This is a genomic window from Blautia sp. 1001283B150304_161114_C9, from assembly GCF_015668165.1.
Lineage (GTDB): Bacteria > Bacillota > Clostridia > Lachnospirales > Lachnospiraceae > Blautia_A > Blautia_A wexlerae.
This window is the reverse complement of the sequence record NZ_JADPGO010000048.1, coordinates 1-15,241: the sequence shown is the minus strand read 5'-3', so window position 1 is coordinate 15,241 and position 15,241 is coordinate 1. Positions and strand designations below refer to the sequence as shown.

21 protein-coding genes and 2 pseudogenes are annotated in these 15,241 nt (G+C 41.6%); all 23 read left to right on the top strand.

The genetic code is table 11. The features are described 5' to 3' along the window. Nucleotides 1–86: 86 nt before the first annotated feature. Nucleotides 87–311 (top strand): annotated as a pseudogene (locus I4V44_RS16225) (DUF2500 family protein); the annotation flags it as partial. Then, on the top strand, nucleotides 305–1,795 hold the full coding sequence (galT, locus tag I4V44_RS16220; RefSeq protein ID WP_118592827.1) for a UDP-glucose--hexose-1-phosphate uridylyltransferase: 1,491 nt from the start codon (nucleotides 305–307) through the stop codon (nucleotides 1,793–1,795). The pseudogene I4V44_RS16225 and the gene galT, both read left to right, overlap by 7 nt. A gap of 290 nt (nucleotides 1,796–2,085) precedes the next feature. Next, entirely contained in the window at nucleotides 2,086–2,208 is a 123-nt protein-coding gene (locus I4V44_RS17810; RefSeq protein WP_271724970.1) for a hypothetical protein, read from the top strand. Nucleotides 2,209–2,213: 5 nt separating this feature from the next. After that, entirely contained in the window at nucleotides 2,214–2,585 is a 372-nt protein-coding gene (locus I4V44_RS16215; RefSeq protein WP_243280306.1) for a putative signal transducing protein, read from the top strand. A 176-nt stretch (nucleotides 2,586–2,761) separates the two neighbouring features. Next, nucleotides 2,762–3,439, top strand: coding sequence for a response regulator transcription factor (locus I4V44_RS16210; protein ID WP_055053976.1), 678 nt, complete (start codon nucleotides 2,762–2,764; stop codon nucleotides 3,437–3,439). Beyond that, nucleotides 3,432–4,331 carry a sensor histidine kinase gene (locus I4V44_RS16205; RefSeq protein ID WP_196002965.1) on the top strand — a complete coding sequence of 300 codons (900 nt, stop codon included), beginning with the start codon at nucleotides 3,432–3,434 and terminating at the stop codon, nucleotides 4,329–4,331. Before I4V44_RS16210 ends, I4V44_RS16205 begins: the two co-directional genes overlap by 8 nt. A 135-nt stretch (nucleotides 4,332–4,466) precedes the next feature. Beyond that, the gene (locus tag I4V44_RS16200; RefSeq protein WP_055053974.1) at nucleotides 4,467–5,138 is read left to right on the top strand and encodes an ABC transporter ATP-binding protein; all 672 of its coding nucleotides are present in this window, start codon (nucleotides 4,467–4,469) and stop codon (nucleotides 5,136–5,138) included. Nucleotides 5,139–5,153: 15 nt separating this feature from the next. Next, entirely contained in the window at nucleotides 5,154–7,799 is a 2,646-nt protein-coding gene (locus I4V44_RS16195) for an ABC transporter permease (RefSeq protein WP_196002964.1), read from the top strand. 115 nt (nucleotides 7,800–7,914) lie between these two features. Next, nucleotides 7,915–8,175, top strand: coding sequence for an Ig-like domain-containing protein (locus I4V44_RS16190; RefSeq protein ID WP_271724968.1), 261 nt, complete (start codon nucleotides 7,915–7,917; stop codon nucleotides 8,173–8,175). 126 nt (nucleotides 8,176–8,301) lie between these two features. Then, nucleotides 8,302–9,255 carry a transposase gene (locus tag I4V44_RS16185; RefSeq protein ID WP_243280305.1) on the top strand — a complete coding sequence of 318 codons (954 nt, stop codon included), beginning with the start codon at nucleotides 8,302–8,304 and terminating at the stop codon, nucleotides 9,253–9,255. A gap of 584 nt (nucleotides 9,256–9,839) precedes the next feature. After that, nucleotides 9,840–10,070, top strand: coding sequence for a hypothetical protein (locus tag I4V44_RS16180; RefSeq protein WP_161234539.1), 231 nt, complete (start codon nucleotides 9,840–9,842; stop codon nucleotides 10,068–10,070). A gap of 21 nt (nucleotides 10,071–10,091) precedes the next feature. Beyond that, nucleotides 10,092–10,424: a DUF6054 family protein gene (locus I4V44_RS16175; protein WP_019162084.1), complete on the top strand. Its 333-nt coding sequence runs from the start codon at nucleotides 10,092–10,094 to the stop codon at nucleotides 10,422–10,424. Nucleotides 10,425–10,679: 255 nt separating this feature from the next. Next, nucleotides 10,680–10,949, top strand: coding sequence for a hypothetical protein (locus I4V44_RS16170; protein WP_243280304.1), 270 nt, complete (start codon nucleotides 10,680–10,682; stop codon nucleotides 10,947–10,949). A gap of 119 nt (nucleotides 10,950–11,068) precedes the next feature. After that, nucleotides 11,069–11,302, top strand: coding sequence for a hypothetical protein (locus I4V44_RS17950; protein WP_319017516.1), 234 nt, complete (start codon nucleotides 11,069–11,071; stop codon nucleotides 11,300–11,302). A gap of 120 nt (nucleotides 11,303–11,422) precedes the next feature. Then, nucleotides 11,423–11,671, top strand: coding sequence for a hypothetical protein (locus I4V44_RS16160; RefSeq protein ID WP_119241210.1), 249 nt, complete (start codon nucleotides 11,423–11,425; stop codon nucleotides 11,669–11,671). Nucleotides 11,672–11,727: 56 nt separating this feature from the next. Further along, nucleotides 11,728–12,015, top strand: a complete 288-nt coding sequence (locus I4V44_RS16155; RefSeq protein ID WP_128865949.1) for a hypothetical protein — start codon at nucleotides 11,728–11,730, stop codon at nucleotides 12,013–12,015. 96 nt (nucleotides 12,016–12,111) lie between these two features. Further along, complete coding sequence (locus I4V44_RS16150) at nucleotides 12,112–12,657, top strand: Uma2 family endonuclease (RefSeq protein WP_055053606.1); 546 nt, start codon at nucleotides 12,112–12,114, stop codon at nucleotides 12,655–12,657. Then, nucleotides 12,654–12,827 (top strand): hypothetical protein, encoded by a 174-nt coding sequence (locus I4V44_RS17690; RefSeq protein ID WP_008703580.1) that lies wholly within the window; start codon nucleotides 12,654–12,656, stop codon nucleotides 12,825–12,827. Before I4V44_RS16150 ends, I4V44_RS17690 begins: the two co-directional genes overlap by 4 nt. Further along, complete coding sequence (locus I4V44_RS16140) at nucleotides 12,824–12,997, top strand: hypothetical protein (protein WP_008703579.1); 174 nt, start codon at nucleotides 12,824–12,826, stop codon at nucleotides 12,995–12,997. The genes I4V44_RS17690 and I4V44_RS16140 overlap by 4 nt, the downstream gene beginning before the upstream one ends. Before the next feature lie 33 nt (nucleotides 12,998–13,030). Continuing rightward, nucleotides 13,031–13,546, top strand: a complete 516-nt coding sequence (locus I4V44_RS16135) for a Uma2 family endonuclease (protein ID WP_062807789.1) — start codon at nucleotides 13,031–13,033, stop codon at nucleotides 13,544–13,546. A 33-nt stretch (nucleotides 13,547–13,579) separates the two neighbouring features. Further along, nucleotides 13,580–14,137, top strand: coding sequence for a Uma2 family endonuclease (locus I4V44_RS16130; RefSeq protein ID WP_118571103.1), 558 nt, complete (start codon nucleotides 13,580–13,582; stop codon nucleotides 14,135–14,137). A gap of 46 nt (nucleotides 14,138–14,183) precedes the next feature. After that, nucleotides 14,184–14,411: pseudogene (locus I4V44_RS18385) on the top strand (hypothetical protein); the annotation flags it as partial. A gap of 259 nt (nucleotides 14,412–14,670) precedes the next feature. Further along, nucleotides 14,671–15,012: a phage tail tape measure protein gene (locus I4V44_RS16120; RefSeq protein WP_196002966.1), complete on the top strand. Its 342-nt coding sequence runs from the start codon at nucleotides 14,671–14,673 to the stop codon at nucleotides 15,010–15,012. The last annotated feature ends 229 nt before the right edge of the window (nucleotides 15,013–15,241 follow it).

Genomic DNA, 15,241 nt, shown 5'->3' with positions numbered 1-15,241 from the left:
GTGAATTGTCAAGGTGCTCCGACTACTGGAAAGTAGTCGGGGATTTTTTCTATCATACCTAAAATTTAAGCGCTTACGTTGAAAAGAAGCAAGGAATCTATACCCATATGCAGTCTGAAGCACATGTACCTTGGTTTCGCGTTGTATTTGAGATGACAGATGGAAGTTTGATGGAATTTCAAATGCAACAGGGAGATTTTCGTGAACTGGAAAAAGGCGATCGAGGTATGCTGACTTATCAGGGAAATCGGTATATATGTTACCAAAAATATAAATTTAAAAGTGAAGCACAGGAGGAAGAAAAATGTTAAGTGAAAGCATTGCAAAACTGGTACAGTATGGGATTACAACAGGTCTGACACCGGAATGTGAAAGAAACTACACAACAAATCTTCTGCTGGATGTTTTTCATGAAGATGATTATGAAAAACCGGACAACATTGAGGAACCTGTTAATCTTGAAGAAACATTGGACGAATTGCTGGATGAAGCCGTAAAAAGAGGTCTGATCGAGGACAGTATTGTATACCGGGATTTATTTGATACCAGATTGATGAACTGTCTGATGCCACGTCCGGGTCAGGTACAAAAAGAATTCTGGGACAAATATGCAGAAAGCCCGAAGAAAGCTACTGATTATTTTTATAAGCTGAGTCAGGACAGCAATTATATCCGCAGGTATCGTGTAGAGAAGGATCAAAAGTGGAAGGTAGACAGTCCATACGGTGAGATTGATATTACCATCAATTTGTCCAAACCGGAAAAAGATCCAAAAGCAATTGCCGCGGCAAGGAATGTAAAATCCGGAAGTTATCCGAAATGTCTTCTTTGCCCGGAAAATGAAGGATATGCGGGACGTGTTAATCATCCGGCAAGGCAGAACCACAGAATTATTCCGATCACAATCAATGATACTCCTTGGGGATTCCAGTATTCTCCGTATGTGTATTACAATGAGCATTGCATTGTGTTTAACTGCCAGCATACTCCAATGAAAATCGAGAGAAATGCATTCATTAAACTGTTTGATTTTGTAAAACTGTTTCCGCATTATTTCCTTGGATCTAATGCAGACCTGCCGATCGTAGGTGGTTCGATCCTAAGCCATGATCATTTCCAGGGTGGACATTATACATTTGCAATGGCAAAAGCACCAATTGAGCAGCACGTGGTACTTCCGGGATTTGAAGATGTAGAGGCTGGAATTGTAAAATGGCCATTATCTGTGCTTCGTATTCGACATAAAGATTTCAACCGTTTGGTAGATCTGGCAACACATGTGCTGGAAGTATGGAGAGGCTATACCGATGAAAAAGCATTTATTTATGCTGAGACCAATGGAGAACCACATAATACAATTACACCAATTGCACGTAAAGTAGGTGATACCTACGAACTGGATCTGACATTAAGGAACAACATCACAACAGAAGAACATCCGCTGGGAGTGTACCATCCGCATGCAGAATATCATCATATTAAGAAAGAAAATATCGGTCTGATCGAAGTTATGGGACTTGCAGTTCTTCCGGCCAGATTAAAAGGTGAGATGGAACTTTTGGAAGAGTATATTCTCGAAGGCAAAGATATTTCTTCAAATGAACAGATTGAGAAACATGCAGAGTGGGTTAAGAAGTTTCCTCCGAAATATCCGGAAATCACAAAAGAAGACATCCATGGCATTCTTCAGAAAGAGATTGGAATCGTATTTACCCATGTTCTGGAAGATGCAGGAGTATACAAATGTACGACCGAGGGAAGAGAAGCATTCATGCGTTTTCTTGAAACATTATAAAAATTGAAATAAAAGGATTCTTTGCAGGAAATGATTGCAGGAGTACAGATAAACCAGGAATCGGATGTTTAATTGCATGTGCGATATGGTTTATTATGTTTATTCTGTTGCTTATGGAGAGACATAAAAGAGAAAGATAATTTATAGAAAAATAGAATGTTTTCGGGGTGAAAATGCTGTTTATTTGTTTTAGACATACGATGTCCGGTTGAAAATTAGCGGATTCTCGTTTTATGTCGTGGTAATTTTGGTGCATATTGGTAAGCTGTAAGAGGAAGGGAGGTAGAGACATGGATACAAAAAAGATTGGAGCTTTTTTAAAGCAATGTCGTAAAGAAAAGAATCTTACACAAGATTTACAGTCATCTATGGTATATGTTTATTTAGAATGGGAGCTACAGAAACACAGATAACACGATTGGCATTGGGATTTCTGATAGGTATTACTATTGTGTCATTTATTATTCTTAGGACCTTAGCATTTATTAATCGAAAAAGAAATCAGAATTCACCAAATGTTCAGGAGAGAAAAGAAACTTCCCAATCTAAGACAGAATGGACAAAGATTTATAATGCACAGAATATAGTAGAGACAGAACAGCTCGTAGAAATGTTAAAGCAAAGTGGAATAGAAGCTTTTTCCCAGGAAGCAGGTGCGAATGTTGCAATGCATGGAGCACCTGGATTTGGAATATATGGTGTGGATATACTCGTGAAAACCTATGATGCAGAGAAGGCAGTACAGCTGATCAAGGAGATTAATAACCAAGAGAATGAAGAAAAATTTTGACATTTCCACACATGCATGCTAATATGATTATAGAAAAAGAGTGCTACCGATAGACGGTTTGTCCACATACTTAATTGATTGAAAATAACCGTTCAGTTTGCGAGGCTGAAGCGGTTATTTTTGTGTCTTTTTATTATCTTTGCCGAATACCTTTGAGTAACGAGGGAGTGAGATATATGGAGCAATTATTGATTGTTGAAGATGATATTGGTTTGAATCAAGGTTTATGCAAAGCACTGAAAGTAGATGATCGGAAGGTTATTTCCTGCAAAGACCTGAAAACGGCGAAGGAGCAGCTGCTTTGCGGCGGTGTATCCCTGATCCTGTTAGATATCAATCTGCCGGATGGCAGTGGGCTTGAATTGCTACGGGAGGTCAAGGAAACCACACCCGGGATTCCTGTTATTCTGCTGACTGCCAATGATACCGATCTGGACATCGTGGACGGACTGGAGAGGGGCGCTGATGATTACATTACCAAGCCCTTTTCTCTTTCGGTTTTGCGGGCAAGGGTGAATACCCAACTGCGAAAGCAAACGTCAAGCCATAAAAATGCACCGATCCATATTGATCTTTTTCACTTTGACTTTGAAGCAATGACCTTTTATGTGGGAGATTCAAAAGTGGAATTGAGTAAAACAGAACAAAAATTACTGCGTCTGCTTGTTGAAAATCGTGGTCGAACCATGACCCGTGGAGACCTTGTAGACAGGATCTGGACAGATGGTGCTGAATATGTGGATGAAAATGCTTTGTCTGTTACGATCAAGCGTCTGAGGGATAAGCTTGGGGCACAGAAATACATTAAAACCGTCTATGGAATCGGTTATAGCTGGGTGACAAAAGATGAATAAAACCGGCATTGTGATCATACTGCTGTGTTCTCTGGCGGCGGCAGCTGTTGTATTATGGGAGCGGAGAAAGGTCAGAAAAACGATGGAAGAAATCGAAAGGATGCTGGACGCTGCCATGACCGGTTCTTTTTCTGAAATCGCTTTTGATGAAAGCCAGCTGTCTGCTTTGGAAACAAAGTTTGCACACTATCTTTCTGCCGCAGAAGCATCTTCTCGAAATATGGCACAGGAAAAAGACAAAATCAAATCCTTGATTGCGGACATTTCCCACCAGACGAAAACGCCGATTGCAAACCTGCTGTTATACAGCGAGCTTTTGATGGAGGAAACTCTGCCTGCATCGGCAAAGGAAAACGTGGAGGCACTGTACAAACAATCGGAAAAGCTACGATTTCTGATTGATTCTCTCGTAAAACTTTCCAGACTGGAAAATGGGATTATTTCACTTTCCCCTCAGCAAGCATCACTTCAGCCGCTGCTTGAAAGCGTAGTAGAACAATATGCCGCCAAGGCTTCTGGAAAAGGATTATCCATATATCTGTACGATACAGATATTTCCGCTACATTTGACTTCAAATGGACAGCGGAAGCACTGGCTAATATTGTAGACAATGCCATCAAATATACGGAGCATGGAATAATCACGATTTCTACCGTAAGTTACGAAATGTTTACAAGGATCGATATATCGGATACCGGTTCAGGTATCCCGGAAAACGAGCAGGCAAAGATATTTTCCCGTTTTTATCGTTCAAATGCTGTTCAGGAACAAGAAGGGGTTGGCATCGGCTTATACCTTGCCCGACAGATTATATCCGGTGAGAGCGGTTATATCAAGGTTGCTTCCGTTTCGGGAAAAGGAAGTACGTTTTCCATATTTCTGCCGAAATAACAACAATTCTATCAAAACTGTTAGATTTCATTTTCTGCCGGAAAGAATGTGGAAAGAATCCTATGCGATAATCTGTATGTATCAAAGGATCATTTCCTTTCATACATACAGATTTTTTCATGGAGGTACTCGTTTATGGAGGTTTTACAGGCAAAAGACCTGAAAAAGATTTATGGCTCCGGTAATAACGCAGTTCATGCGTTGGATGGAGTTGATTTAAGTGTGAAGAAGGGAGAGTTTGTTGCAATTGTCGGCACATCCGGATCCGGAAAATCCACGCTGTTGCATATGCTGGGCGGGCTGGATCGCCCTACAAGCGGCACGGTCATAGTGGACGGACAGGATATTTTCTCCCTGAAGGAGGAAGCGCTGACCATCTTCCGCCGCAGGAAAATCGGCTTTGTATTTCAGAGCTACAATCTTGTTCCGGTGCTGAATGTATATGAAAATATCATTCTACCCACTGAACTGGATGGCGGAAAGGTAAACAAGGCTTTTGTGCAGCAGATCGTGCAGACGCTTGGACTGAGCGACCGTCTGGATGCCCTGCCCAATCAGCTCTCAGGCGGTCAACAGCAGCGAGTAGCCATTGCCCGTGCGCTGGCGGCAGCACCCGCTATCATTCTGGCAGATGAACCCACCGGCAATCTGGATTCCAAAACCAGCCAGGATGTATTGAGCCTTTTGAAAGTCACCAGTCAAAAGTTCGCCCAGACAATCGTAATGATCACTCACAACGAAGAAATTGCGCAGATGGCAGACCGCATTATCCGTATCGAAGATGGTCGGATCGTCTCCCAGAACTAACGGGAGGTGGCTACGATGAATGTCAAAAACAGAAAATGTATTCGAAAGCTCAGCTTAAAATCCCTTTATGCGAACCGCCGCCGCAATCTGATCGCCATTTTTGCCATTGCGCTGACAACGATGCTATTTACGTCCATGTTCACCATTGTCTTGTCGTTGAACGCCAGTTATGAAACCTACCAGTTTCGGCAGGTAGGTGGCTATGCACACGGTACCTTTAAAGATGTTTCCCCCGAGCAGGCGGAACGTATCGCTGCTCATCCAAAGGTGAAGGCTGCGGGGGCACGGAAGGTGATCGGCATTACTGTGGATGGTGTCTTTTCCAAAACGCCTGCAGAGATCAGCTACATGGATGCCAACTGCACCAAATGGAGCTATGCCACCCCTACTACCGGGCGGATGCCCGAAAGCGGCAAAGAAGTAGCCATGGATACGGCAGCGTTGCAGCTGCTTGGCGTAACGCCGGAGCTGGGCGCCGAGGTCACGGTTTCCTATTCCATCACGGACAAGGATCAAACCGCCTTTACTGTAACAGATACCTTTACGCTGGTGGGCTATTGGGAATATGATGAACTAATGCCTGTTCACTACATCAACATCAGCCGTGATTACGCAGATGACATCGAAGCGCAGGCAGTGAAAACAGGTTTACAGCCTTTCCGCACCGATTTGAATGTCATGCTGACCTCCGGCACAAACATTCAAGGGCAGATGGAGCAGGTGGATACCGATCTTGGCTACACATGGGACAGCTATACTGATCCCAACAGCGTCCGGATCGGCGTCAACTGGGGATATACCTCATCCCAGCTGGAGTCGCAGCTCGATCCAGAGCTGATGATCGCCATAGCAGCTTTTTTGCTGCTGGTGATTTTCACGGGGTATCTTATCATCTATAACATTTTTCAGATCTCTGTTGCAGGGGACATCCGGTTTTACGGACTTCTGAAAACCATTGGCACAACGCCCCGGCAGCTCAAACGCATCATTCGCCAGCAGGCACTTCTGCTTTGTCTGATCGGCATTCCGGCGGGGCTGCTGCTGGGCTACGGCATCGGCGCTGTTTTGGTGCCTGTTGTCTTGCACTCCATCCAGTTGAATACAGGCATCACCACCATCAGCACTTCGCCTGTGATCTTCCTTGGTTCTATGCTGTTCGCCTTGTTGACGGTGCTTTTGTCCTGTTCCAAGCCCGGAAAAATGGCAGCCAAGGTCTCTCCGGTGGAGGCTACCAAATATACGGATGTGATGCAGACCAAGAAAAAACGGCGCAGCATCCGAGGAGCAAAGCTTCATCAGATGGCCTTTGCCAATCTGGGACGAAACAAGAAAAAGACGGTACTGGTGGTGTTGTCTCTGGCACTGTCGGTGACACTGTTCAATGCGCTGTGTGCCTTTGTGGGCGGCTTCAGCATGGAGAAGTATGTATCCTCCATGACCTGCGCCGATTTTATCGTCAGCACTCCCGACTATTTTCGTTATAACCCAGCAGATGAATTCATCACGCCAGAACAGATCGGAGAGATCGCAGCAAACACAAAGGCCAGTCTTTCCGGCACGGGATATGCTGTGCGAAAACCCGCATATCTGTGGATGACGGAGGATGCTCTGCGGCAGGACTATGCAAGGTACGAAAGCGCCGAGCAGTTGGACAGCCATATGAGCCGCATGGAGCACCGGGGCAATATGGTGATGGGAGATACCAGAATCGAGGCTCTGGATAACAGTCTGTTTGACAAGCTGCAAGTGCTCGACGGAGATATTTCTCCTTTGCTGGAGCCGGACAATAACGCCATTGCCATTGCGGTTTCCTTAGATGACTACGGTAATCTGCTCAATCCTGAATACTACCCCAAGGTGGGAGACACGATCACGGCTACCTATGCGGATGATGTGAAATATATCGACAGCCGCACCGGAGAACTCCGCACCGAAGATACACCGGAGGAGTACCGTCAGAAAAAACTGTATGGAGCCAGAGATGTAGAGTACACGGTCTGCGCCTTGGTAGAACTTCCGAATTCCATGAGTTATCGTTATAGCGGCGTTGGCTATGATGCAGTTTTGTCTGTGGACACCGCACAGAGGGACAGCGGTGGTGCAGCCATTCCGATGCTCTACCTGTTCGACACAGCGGACGAAGTTGACGAGGCCGAAGCAGAGCAATATCTGTCAAAGCTCACGGCCGGTGAGTTTTCGCCCTTGATGTATGAAAGCAAAGCCACGGTTCGCTCTGAGTTTGCTCAGTTCCGGCAGATGTTCCTTCTGATCGGTGGTATCCTTTGTGCTATCATTGGGCTGGTGGGACTCTTAAATTTCTTCAACGCCATGATGACCGGTATTCTTTCCCGCCGCCGGGAATTTGCTGTGCTTCAGGCTGTAGGAATGACGCCCCGACAGCTCAAAACCATGCTGATCTACGAGGGGTTGTTTTACGCAATGTCTTCCGTATCGGTGGCCTTTGTGCTTTCACTGGCGGTGGGACCTCTTGCGGGGAAAATGCTGGGCAGTATGTTCTGGTTCTTTGAGTATCGGTTCACCGTTCTGCCTGTCCTGCTGACAATTCCGGTATTTCTTCTGCTTGGGTGGCTGATTCCTTGCATGATGTATGATAACGCAGCGAAATGCAGCATTGTAGATCAGTTAAGGGATGCTCAATAATTGTTAAGCCCCAAATAGCCCTCTGTCAATGAAAAGGCTGAGGGCTGGAATTCAAATAATAATCAAAGTGACCATTACACTGGCCAGTGGCAAGAAACAGGTCATTTCCGTTACTGTGCAGAAAACAACGGTAAGAACAACAAAAATCACCGGACTGAAATCCAGCGTGACCGTTGCAAGGAATAAAAAACTTACGTTGAAACCAGTCATCAGCCCGATTACTTCCCAGGAGAAGGTTACCTACAGTTTTTCGAATAAGAAGATCGCAACGGTAAGTTCCAGTGGTGTGATCACTGGAAAGAAAAAGGGAACAGCCTATATCACAGTGAAATCTGGAAAGATCCGCAAAAAAGTAAAAGTAGTAGTGATGAGTTAGACGCGCAAATTTTTTACCCAAAGGAAAACATATGTTTATTTTTAGCGCTATATGTGCTAAAATATAGCCATGGGTAATAGAAAAAACAACAGAATCTGAGAAAAGAGTTATCAGGGAGAAATAAAAATGCAGATAATATCCAGTTATGGTGTAGAATTACGAAAACAGAATATCCCGATCCGCCAGACACTGGAGATCTACCGTTCTGCTGTCAGCTATCTGATTGGGATCTATGTGCAGGTATGGGAAGAATTAGCAGAAATCCCGGATGCAAAGAGGCGTTTTAATGCTGCAGAACATCTGGTACATACTACGAAGAAAAACCATGCCTGTTTTGATTTTGATATCCGGTTCCCAAAGATGCCTTCCTATCTGCGCAGATCTGCCATTCAGCATGCACTGGGGACAGTATCCTCTTATAAAACACGGCTGGATCTGTGGGAAAAGACAGACGGAAAGAGTGGGAAACCAAGGCTTGTATATGAAAACCACGCCATGCCGGTCTTCTACCGTGATGTCATGTACCGTGAGGGAGCGGAAGGGAAAGACGAAGCATACCTGAAACTCTATGACGGTCATGACTGGATATGGTTCTGTGTACGTCTGGAGCATACAGATATGGAATATCTGAGAAAATACTGGTCGGGGAAAAAGGCATCTGCTCCAACTCTGGAAAAGAGACACCAGAAGTACTTTTTGCGTTTTTCCTATACAGAAGAAGTAACACTTACCAAAACACCTGTGAAAGAACAGATTATCTGCAGTGTGGACTTAGGGATCAATACCGATGCAGTCTGTACCATCATGCGGGCAGACGGAACTGTCCTGGGAAGAAGATTCATAGATTATCCCAGTGAAAAAGACCGGATGTACCGTACATTGGGACGGATCCGCAGATTCCAGAGGGAACATGGCTCTGCGCAGACACAGGGAAGATGGGCATATACGAAACGTCTGAACACAGAACTTGGCAAAAAGACTGCAGGTGCGATTGTAAGATATGCGGAAGAAAACCATGCAGATGTGATCGTGTTCGAGTATCTGGAGATGCAGGGGAAGATATCGGGAAAGAAAAAATAGAAACTGCACCTGTGGAGAAAGCGGGATATCCAAAGACGCTGTGAACATCAGGCACACAGGAAAGGGATGCGGATATCCCGGATTTGTGCATGGAATACCAGCAGACTGGCTTATGATGGTTCCGGGGCGGTAACACGTGACCGGGAAAATCACAGCCTCTGTACTTTTTAGACAGGAAAACGATATAATTGTGACCTGTCAGCAGCCTATAATATAGGAGCTAGATATTTTATAAGGGAACTTTTAAAACCCCTTCCGGCAACGGAAAGGTCTTTACTGGAGGCAAAAGTCCCTCCTGTAAAGCGTAGAACCTCATGCGTCTATGCAGATCTGAGGAAACTCCATTCAGAAATGGAACTCTTAAAAGTAGCATAGATACAGGCAGATATACAGCGGACTACCTGTAATGTAGGAACCTGCCATATCTGGTATGGGAAATGCGCATAACTGCGCATCTAAGTTACAGGCGTATCCGCCGATATTCAGTCTGACGCCTAAAGCGTCTGGAAGCACGCGACTTCAGTCGTGTGAGGATAAAGTTTTTAATTCACTTCACAAAGATTGATAAAGAGGAGTGCGATATTATGGTGTTTAACACTCCATATGGGTTCGAGGGCGTGAAATCCTTTTCTGGAAAAGAAATGTCATTTGAGGAATTTAAAAAGCAATACCCTAATGCAGAGTTTGAAATCGTTACAGAGGGATATTGTGGATACGACACAACTTTTCAGGGGTATATATGGCAAGAAGGAAGTGATCCTCTTTTTGGAATCATGAGAATATGGAATATGGGTGATAGGATATATCGAATTTAAGTTTAAAAGGAAGGTTTGTGTATGGCAAAAATAGAAAGAAGCATAAATGAAGATTTCGATCAGTTACTTTCAAATATCGAAAACGGAATATTAAATAGCAGTATATCAGCAACTTTAGAAGATGCCAGTGATTTTCAAAGTGGGACTGCGCGTTGCAGTGTTCGTATTTTTGAACGTTACAGCTATGCTGGAGGAAACAGAGTGAGTCTCAATATTACACTTTTTCAAAACGGTGAAGATCCTGTTCAACTTTCTGCAATTACGGCAGGAGGAAGCCAGGCTGTGTTTTTCAAAATTAATACATTAGGGGAAGAGGCATTTCTTGATAAGTTGATTGAACTGTTGGATGTGTAACTTTCTTTTGAAGATAATAAATGCACTGGATTGATTGCAGTATTTTATGGAATCGATATAAATATCAGCAGCCCATCACAGCAGTATATAAGCAGTAAATCTTGAAAAAGGTTTGCTGCTTTTTTGCTTAAAGGGGAATCTGATCCATATACTTCCAGCATAGACTTGTAATTACCTGGGTCTGTTTGGGTAAAGTTGATTTTATATAGTGAACATTTAACTTCGTTTGGAAAAGTTGTGTTTTAACAGGGTGAGATGCTGACAATAGAGCAGTTTCGTAGTGAAGAGATGCAGAATTTATATCAGCAATATCTGGTATCCAGACCGGCAGAATACGTGAAGGATCTGTTCAAAAATATGGAAATAAAAAATCCAGAAGAGAAAGCAGTTAAATTTTATGCAAATATGTTTTTCTATTATAGTGTATATGATGGGGCAGCAGATAAAGCGAAAGTAAAAGGTCAGTTTGAACATATGCTGAACAAAATTGTAGAAGAAATGAAAATTGCAGAACAAAAAATATGAGAGCCAGACGCGTAAGACGCAGAGTCGTTAATACTGATAGTTAAGAAATATTCAGGATTATCGGTTTTTTGTTTACAATCATTCGAAAGGAGACTAAAAAATGGGAAAAAAGTAATATTATGATTCGTTTAGAGAAAAAGGAAGAACATCAGAAAGTAGAAAATCTGGTAAGAGAAAGTTTTTGGAATGTATATTGTCTAGGATGCCTTGAGCATTATGTATTGCATCAGCTCCGAAATGATCCGGCATTTGTTCCAGAACTGGATCAGAGCAATGGTAAGTGCAGCTATGAAACAGATAAGAATCTTTTGGACGATTATCTGAAGTGGTTTTGTGAGGAAAATGCCATATGATAAAGAAAAAGAATTTATCGAATTATTGCGGTAAGTGACCTTAGTGCATCGAATGCACCATCGCATCAGTTATGGAATCAGCTAAGCAGTCTGTACAATGTATGTACTCTGGTGTGTGCAATGATGGTATGTATAGGCATTCAGGGTAAGAAAAACAGACTCCTGCAGGTAGGCATTAAGATGCATATTTTTTCGACAGTGATAGTTGTTTTATTGTCCATAGTATCTCTGGTTTTGATTATTATTGCCGGAGCAAAGGATAAAAGCTCTCGTTCTTATGGCATTTTTGCAGCAATCGCTCTTGGTATGAATTGCTTGCGTCAGCAGGCGGAGATATGTCTGGATATCCCTAGAGTGATTCACCGGTAGAAACTATTGAAGCAATTATTGATGTTGTGCAGCTTCCGGAAAATGAAGAAAATATAGTGGAAGACCAACCAACAGAAGCGGTTGACTCGGATGCAGATGACAATGAAAATCAAGAGGATTTTTCAGAAGAAATTGAAGACGAGGATACTGAATCCAGTTTAGAAAATGAAGATTATCCCGGAGAGGATGTAGTTGAAATTATAAATCTGCGGGGAGAAACAACTACTGTTTATAAGTTAGTGGATGGCCGTTACATGGATTGTACTAATACTGTCTATATTTATGATGGAAAAGACACATGGACAGATACAAATGGTGTGGAGTGGAACCAGGAAGTGATATAGTTTTGTCAGTTTTGTCAGAATCAAAAAACAGGTTGCTGAATAGGCATAATCTATATTATAATATATTTATAGCTAAGCTCACTTGGAGGTGATAACATGCCATTATTGAAAGAAGAAGCTTATACTATAGATGATATATATGCTTTACCAGATGGAGAAAGAGCAGAACTGATTGATGGTCGTATGTATATGATGGCACCACCAAGCCGAAAGCATCAGCGTATCTCAACAAGACTTGTCAGTATTATTGATCGTTATATTGAAGAACATAAAGGAAAATGCGAGGTCTATGCTGCACCATTTGCTGTTTACCTGGATGAAAGAAGTAATACCTATGTAGAGCCAGATATTTCTGTAATTTGTGATCCAGATAAGCTTGATGATAGAGGATGTAAGGGCGCACCTGATTGGATTATTGAGATTGTGTCACCTGCAAGTAAGAAAATGGACTACCTGTTGAAGCTTCTGAAATATCGTTCCGCAGGTGTTAAGGAATATTGGATTGTTGATCCTGAGAAGAATCGTGTTATAGTATATAATTTTACCGGTGATGAAAGTGTTAATGATTATACCTTACAGGATTTTGTTAAAGTGGGAATCTATGAAGATTTTGTGATTGATTTCGGAAGTATGGAATTATGAGTGATAATATGACAAAACGTGCAAAAGAATATATGAATGCAGATTTCGTATACGAGGATTATAAAAATCTGGCAGAAGCACAGAAAATAGCAGACGTAGAAGATGTGACAGCAATTTCGGAACGATTAATTAAACAGAATATGGAAGCATATAAGGAGCTTGCTAAATGATAATTTTGAATAAAGAACATAGGGAGATTTATTCAAGAGAAGTTACCAGAGAAATACCAAACAGTGAGACTATATCTGCAATTAATGAAGTACAACAGATGAAACAGAATCCTTCTCTAGGAAAATCGTATACAGATATAGACAAAATGATGATAGACTTGACAATATAAAAAGCTTTATTTTCATCGAAGGGAGCATATAGAATGGATTGGAATTTAAAGATTACAGATATGGCAGGTGCTACACCAGAACATTCATCAGTTATTGTCAATTTTGTGGCTGCGGTCAGATATCAGTTAAAAAACAGCACTTGTTATGTTTATTCCAATAATGTACAGTACCGTTTTAAAGATGCTGAGGGAAATAATAAGATAGTCATTCCTGATGCCTCTATAAACTGTCGTACTAAATCCAGGAGAGGGAATACATTTACAGATGCCCCACGCTTTGTTATGGAAGTTTTATCTCCATCAACCGAAAAATATGATCGTACAGAAAAGATGGAATTATATGCGCAACAGGAGATAGAGGAATATTGGATTGTTGATTGGCGTACAAAAACAATAGAGATTTATGAACTGGACTATGATGAGAATGATATTCCCAAATATTATCTCTGGAAAACTATTAGCGAAGAAAACAAGGATGAATTAAGATTGGTTCATTTTCCCAATATTAAGATAACCTTTGAAGATCTGTTTGATGAGATTGACTACTAAGATATAGTATGGAATTGTAGGAGGTGAGTGAATATGCCATTACTTGAAGAGGAATATAGAAAAGAAGAGAAGATCAATGGTGTGATTTATGATATGTCACCGTCACCAAATTATCAGCATGGGATTGTAGATGGTAATATTTATTCCATTATAAAAAGTGGATTAAAAGGAACATTGTGCTTGGCTTTCATGGAGAATCTGGATTATAAATATCATGCACAGGAGAATAATGATTATGTGATACCAGATGTGATGATTATATGTGACCGTAAGCACTTGAAAGGTGGTTCCTATACTGGTACACCCAGATTTATTGTGGAAACTCTTAGTCCTGCGACTGCATTGAGAGATAAGACTGTCAAAAAGGATCTTTACCAGAATGCAGGAGTTGAGGAATACTGGATCATTTCACCAAGAGAGCGGGCTGTAGAAATCTACTATCTGGAAAATGGTAAATATGATTTGAAATACAGTTACATTCTTCAGGATGATTCAGAAGAAGAACATTATAATGCAGATACAGTGGTGACATTGAAAGACTTTCCGAAAATCTCCATGACATTAGCGGAGATGTTTGAGAACGTAGAATGATCACAATTTAATATGAGCAGTATGAAAGCCCTCGGGAGTTAATCCAAACGAAAAGGAAAATAGTTCTTTTGAATTAATTAAGTGTTATAAAGATAATATTTTAATTGGGATAAAATTAGATAAAGATGGGGACTATTTATATGTTGCAACCATGTATGAAGTACAAGAATTAAAAATAGTAAGACGTTTGCATAGTGGAAGGATTAAGGAAGTTATTACTGAGTGTGAAAGTTACTGTTCACACACCACTGTCCCGCGAGGTGTTTTGGCATGAATATGCCAAAATCCCGAGACATACAAGCCAAAATTCCATTGCCGCAGGCAATCTGGAATGAATTTTGGCTACGTTACTGTGAACGGAGTGAACAGTAACGTGTGAAAAAAACAGCACTGAAAACAGAAAAAATAATCCTGACAAAGAAGAAATTAAATAGTATTTCTTTTTATAGAAAGTGAATATGATAATAACAAGCATAATTATTTTTGAGGTCAGAAAAGGTTCCTGACGCACTCAGAAAAGAGTACCTGATGAGATTGCTTTAGATTTCTCAAAAGGTTGTGGCACATTCTCTCAGTCAATTGCAACGTCTGGTTCAGTTGTAAATGAAGCAGGTATGAGTTTTGAAAAGTATGCGGCATTGGTATCAACAACAGCAGAAAAGACCAGAGTATCTGGTTCTCAGATTGGTAATGCCTTTAAGACAATCTTCTCAAGAATATCCCGTAGTAAGGATGGACTTACTACAGATGCTGAGATGTCAGATGCAGAGGCAGCACTTAAAAGTGTTGGTGTTTCTGTTCGTGGAGCAGATGGTGATTTACGAGATATAAGTGATACACTTGACGATCTTAATAAAGTATGCATAATGCAATGATTTTTAACAAAAATCAGTAGAAAATGTTAAGGAAAGGTGGTCGTAAGACCACCCTTTTTATGCTAAAATATGTTAAAAATAATTGCAAAGGTGGGAAAAGTATGGATAACACAAGAAGAGTATATCTGGATAATATTCGCTGGATCACGGTCTGCATTGTTGTAATTTATCACGTGATTTATATGTACAATGGTGTCCAGCTGTTTGGAGTAATCGGTCCGTTTAAAGA

What these genes read in the sequence shown, in the direction of transcription:
- galT (WP_118592827.1), top strand. Translation starts at nt 305, where the DNA reads ATGTTAAGTGAAAGCATTGCAAAACTGGTACAGTATGGGATTACAACA.
- I4V44_RS17810 (WP_271724970.1), top strand. Translation starts at nt 2,086, where the DNA reads ATGGATACAAAAAAGATTGGAGCTTTTTTAAAGCAATGTCGTAAAGAA.
- I4V44_RS16210 (WP_055053976.1), top strand. Translation starts at nt 2,762, where the DNA reads ATGGAGCAATTATTGATTGTTGAAGATGATATTGGTTTGAATCAAGGT.
- I4V44_RS16205 (WP_196002965.1), top strand. Translation starts at nt 3,432, where the DNA reads ATGAATAAAACCGGCATTGTGATCATACTGCTGTGTTCTCTGGCGGCG.
- I4V44_RS16200 (WP_055053974.1), top strand. Translation starts at nt 4,467, where the DNA reads ATGGAGGTTTTACAGGCAAAAGACCTGAAAAAGATTTATGGCTCCGGT.
- I4V44_RS16195 (WP_196002964.1), top strand. Translation starts at nt 5,154, where the DNA reads ATGAATGTCAAAAACAGAAAATGTATTCGAAAGCTCAGCTTAAAATCC.
- I4V44_RS16185 (WP_243280305.1), top strand. Translation starts at nt 8,302, where the DNA reads ATGCAGATAATATCCAGTTATGGTGTAGAATTACGAAAACAGAATATC.
- I4V44_RS16180 (WP_161234539.1), top strand. Translation starts at nt 9,840, where the DNA reads ATGGTGTTTAACACTCCATATGGGTTCGAGGGCGTGAAATCCTTTTCT.
- I4V44_RS16175 (WP_019162084.1), top strand. Translation starts at nt 10,092, where the DNA reads ATGGCAAAAATAGAAAGAAGCATAAATGAAGATTTCGATCAGTTACTT.
- I4V44_RS16170 (WP_243280304.1), top strand. Translation starts at nt 10,680, where the DNA reads ATGCTGACAATAGAGCAGTTTCGTAGTGAAGAGATGCAGAATTTATAT.
- I4V44_RS17950 (WP_319017516.1), top strand. Translation starts at nt 11,069, where the DNA reads ATGATTCGTTTAGAGAAAAAGGAAGAACATCAGAAAGTAGAAAATCTG.
- I4V44_RS16160 (WP_119241210.1), top strand. Translation starts at nt 11,423, where the DNA reads ATGATGGTATGTATAGGCATTCAGGGTAAGAAAAACAGACTCCTGCAG.
- I4V44_RS16150 (WP_055053606.1), top strand. Translation starts at nt 12,112, where the DNA reads ATGCCATTATTGAAAGAAGAAGCTTATACTATAGATGATATATATGCT.
- I4V44_RS17690 (WP_008703580.1), top strand. Translation starts at nt 12,654, where the DNA reads ATGAGTGATAATATGACAAAACGTGCAAAAGAATATATGAATGCAGAT.
- I4V44_RS16140 (WP_008703579.1), top strand. Translation starts at nt 12,824, where the DNA reads ATGATAATTTTGAATAAAGAACATAGGGAGATTTATTCAAGAGAAGTT.
- I4V44_RS16135 (WP_062807789.1), top strand. Translation starts at nt 13,031, where the DNA reads ATGGATTGGAATTTAAAGATTACAGATATGGCAGGTGCTACACCAGAA.
- I4V44_RS16130 (WP_118571103.1), top strand. Translation starts at nt 13,580, where the DNA reads ATGCCATTACTTGAAGAGGAATATAGAAAAGAAGAGAAGATCAATGGT.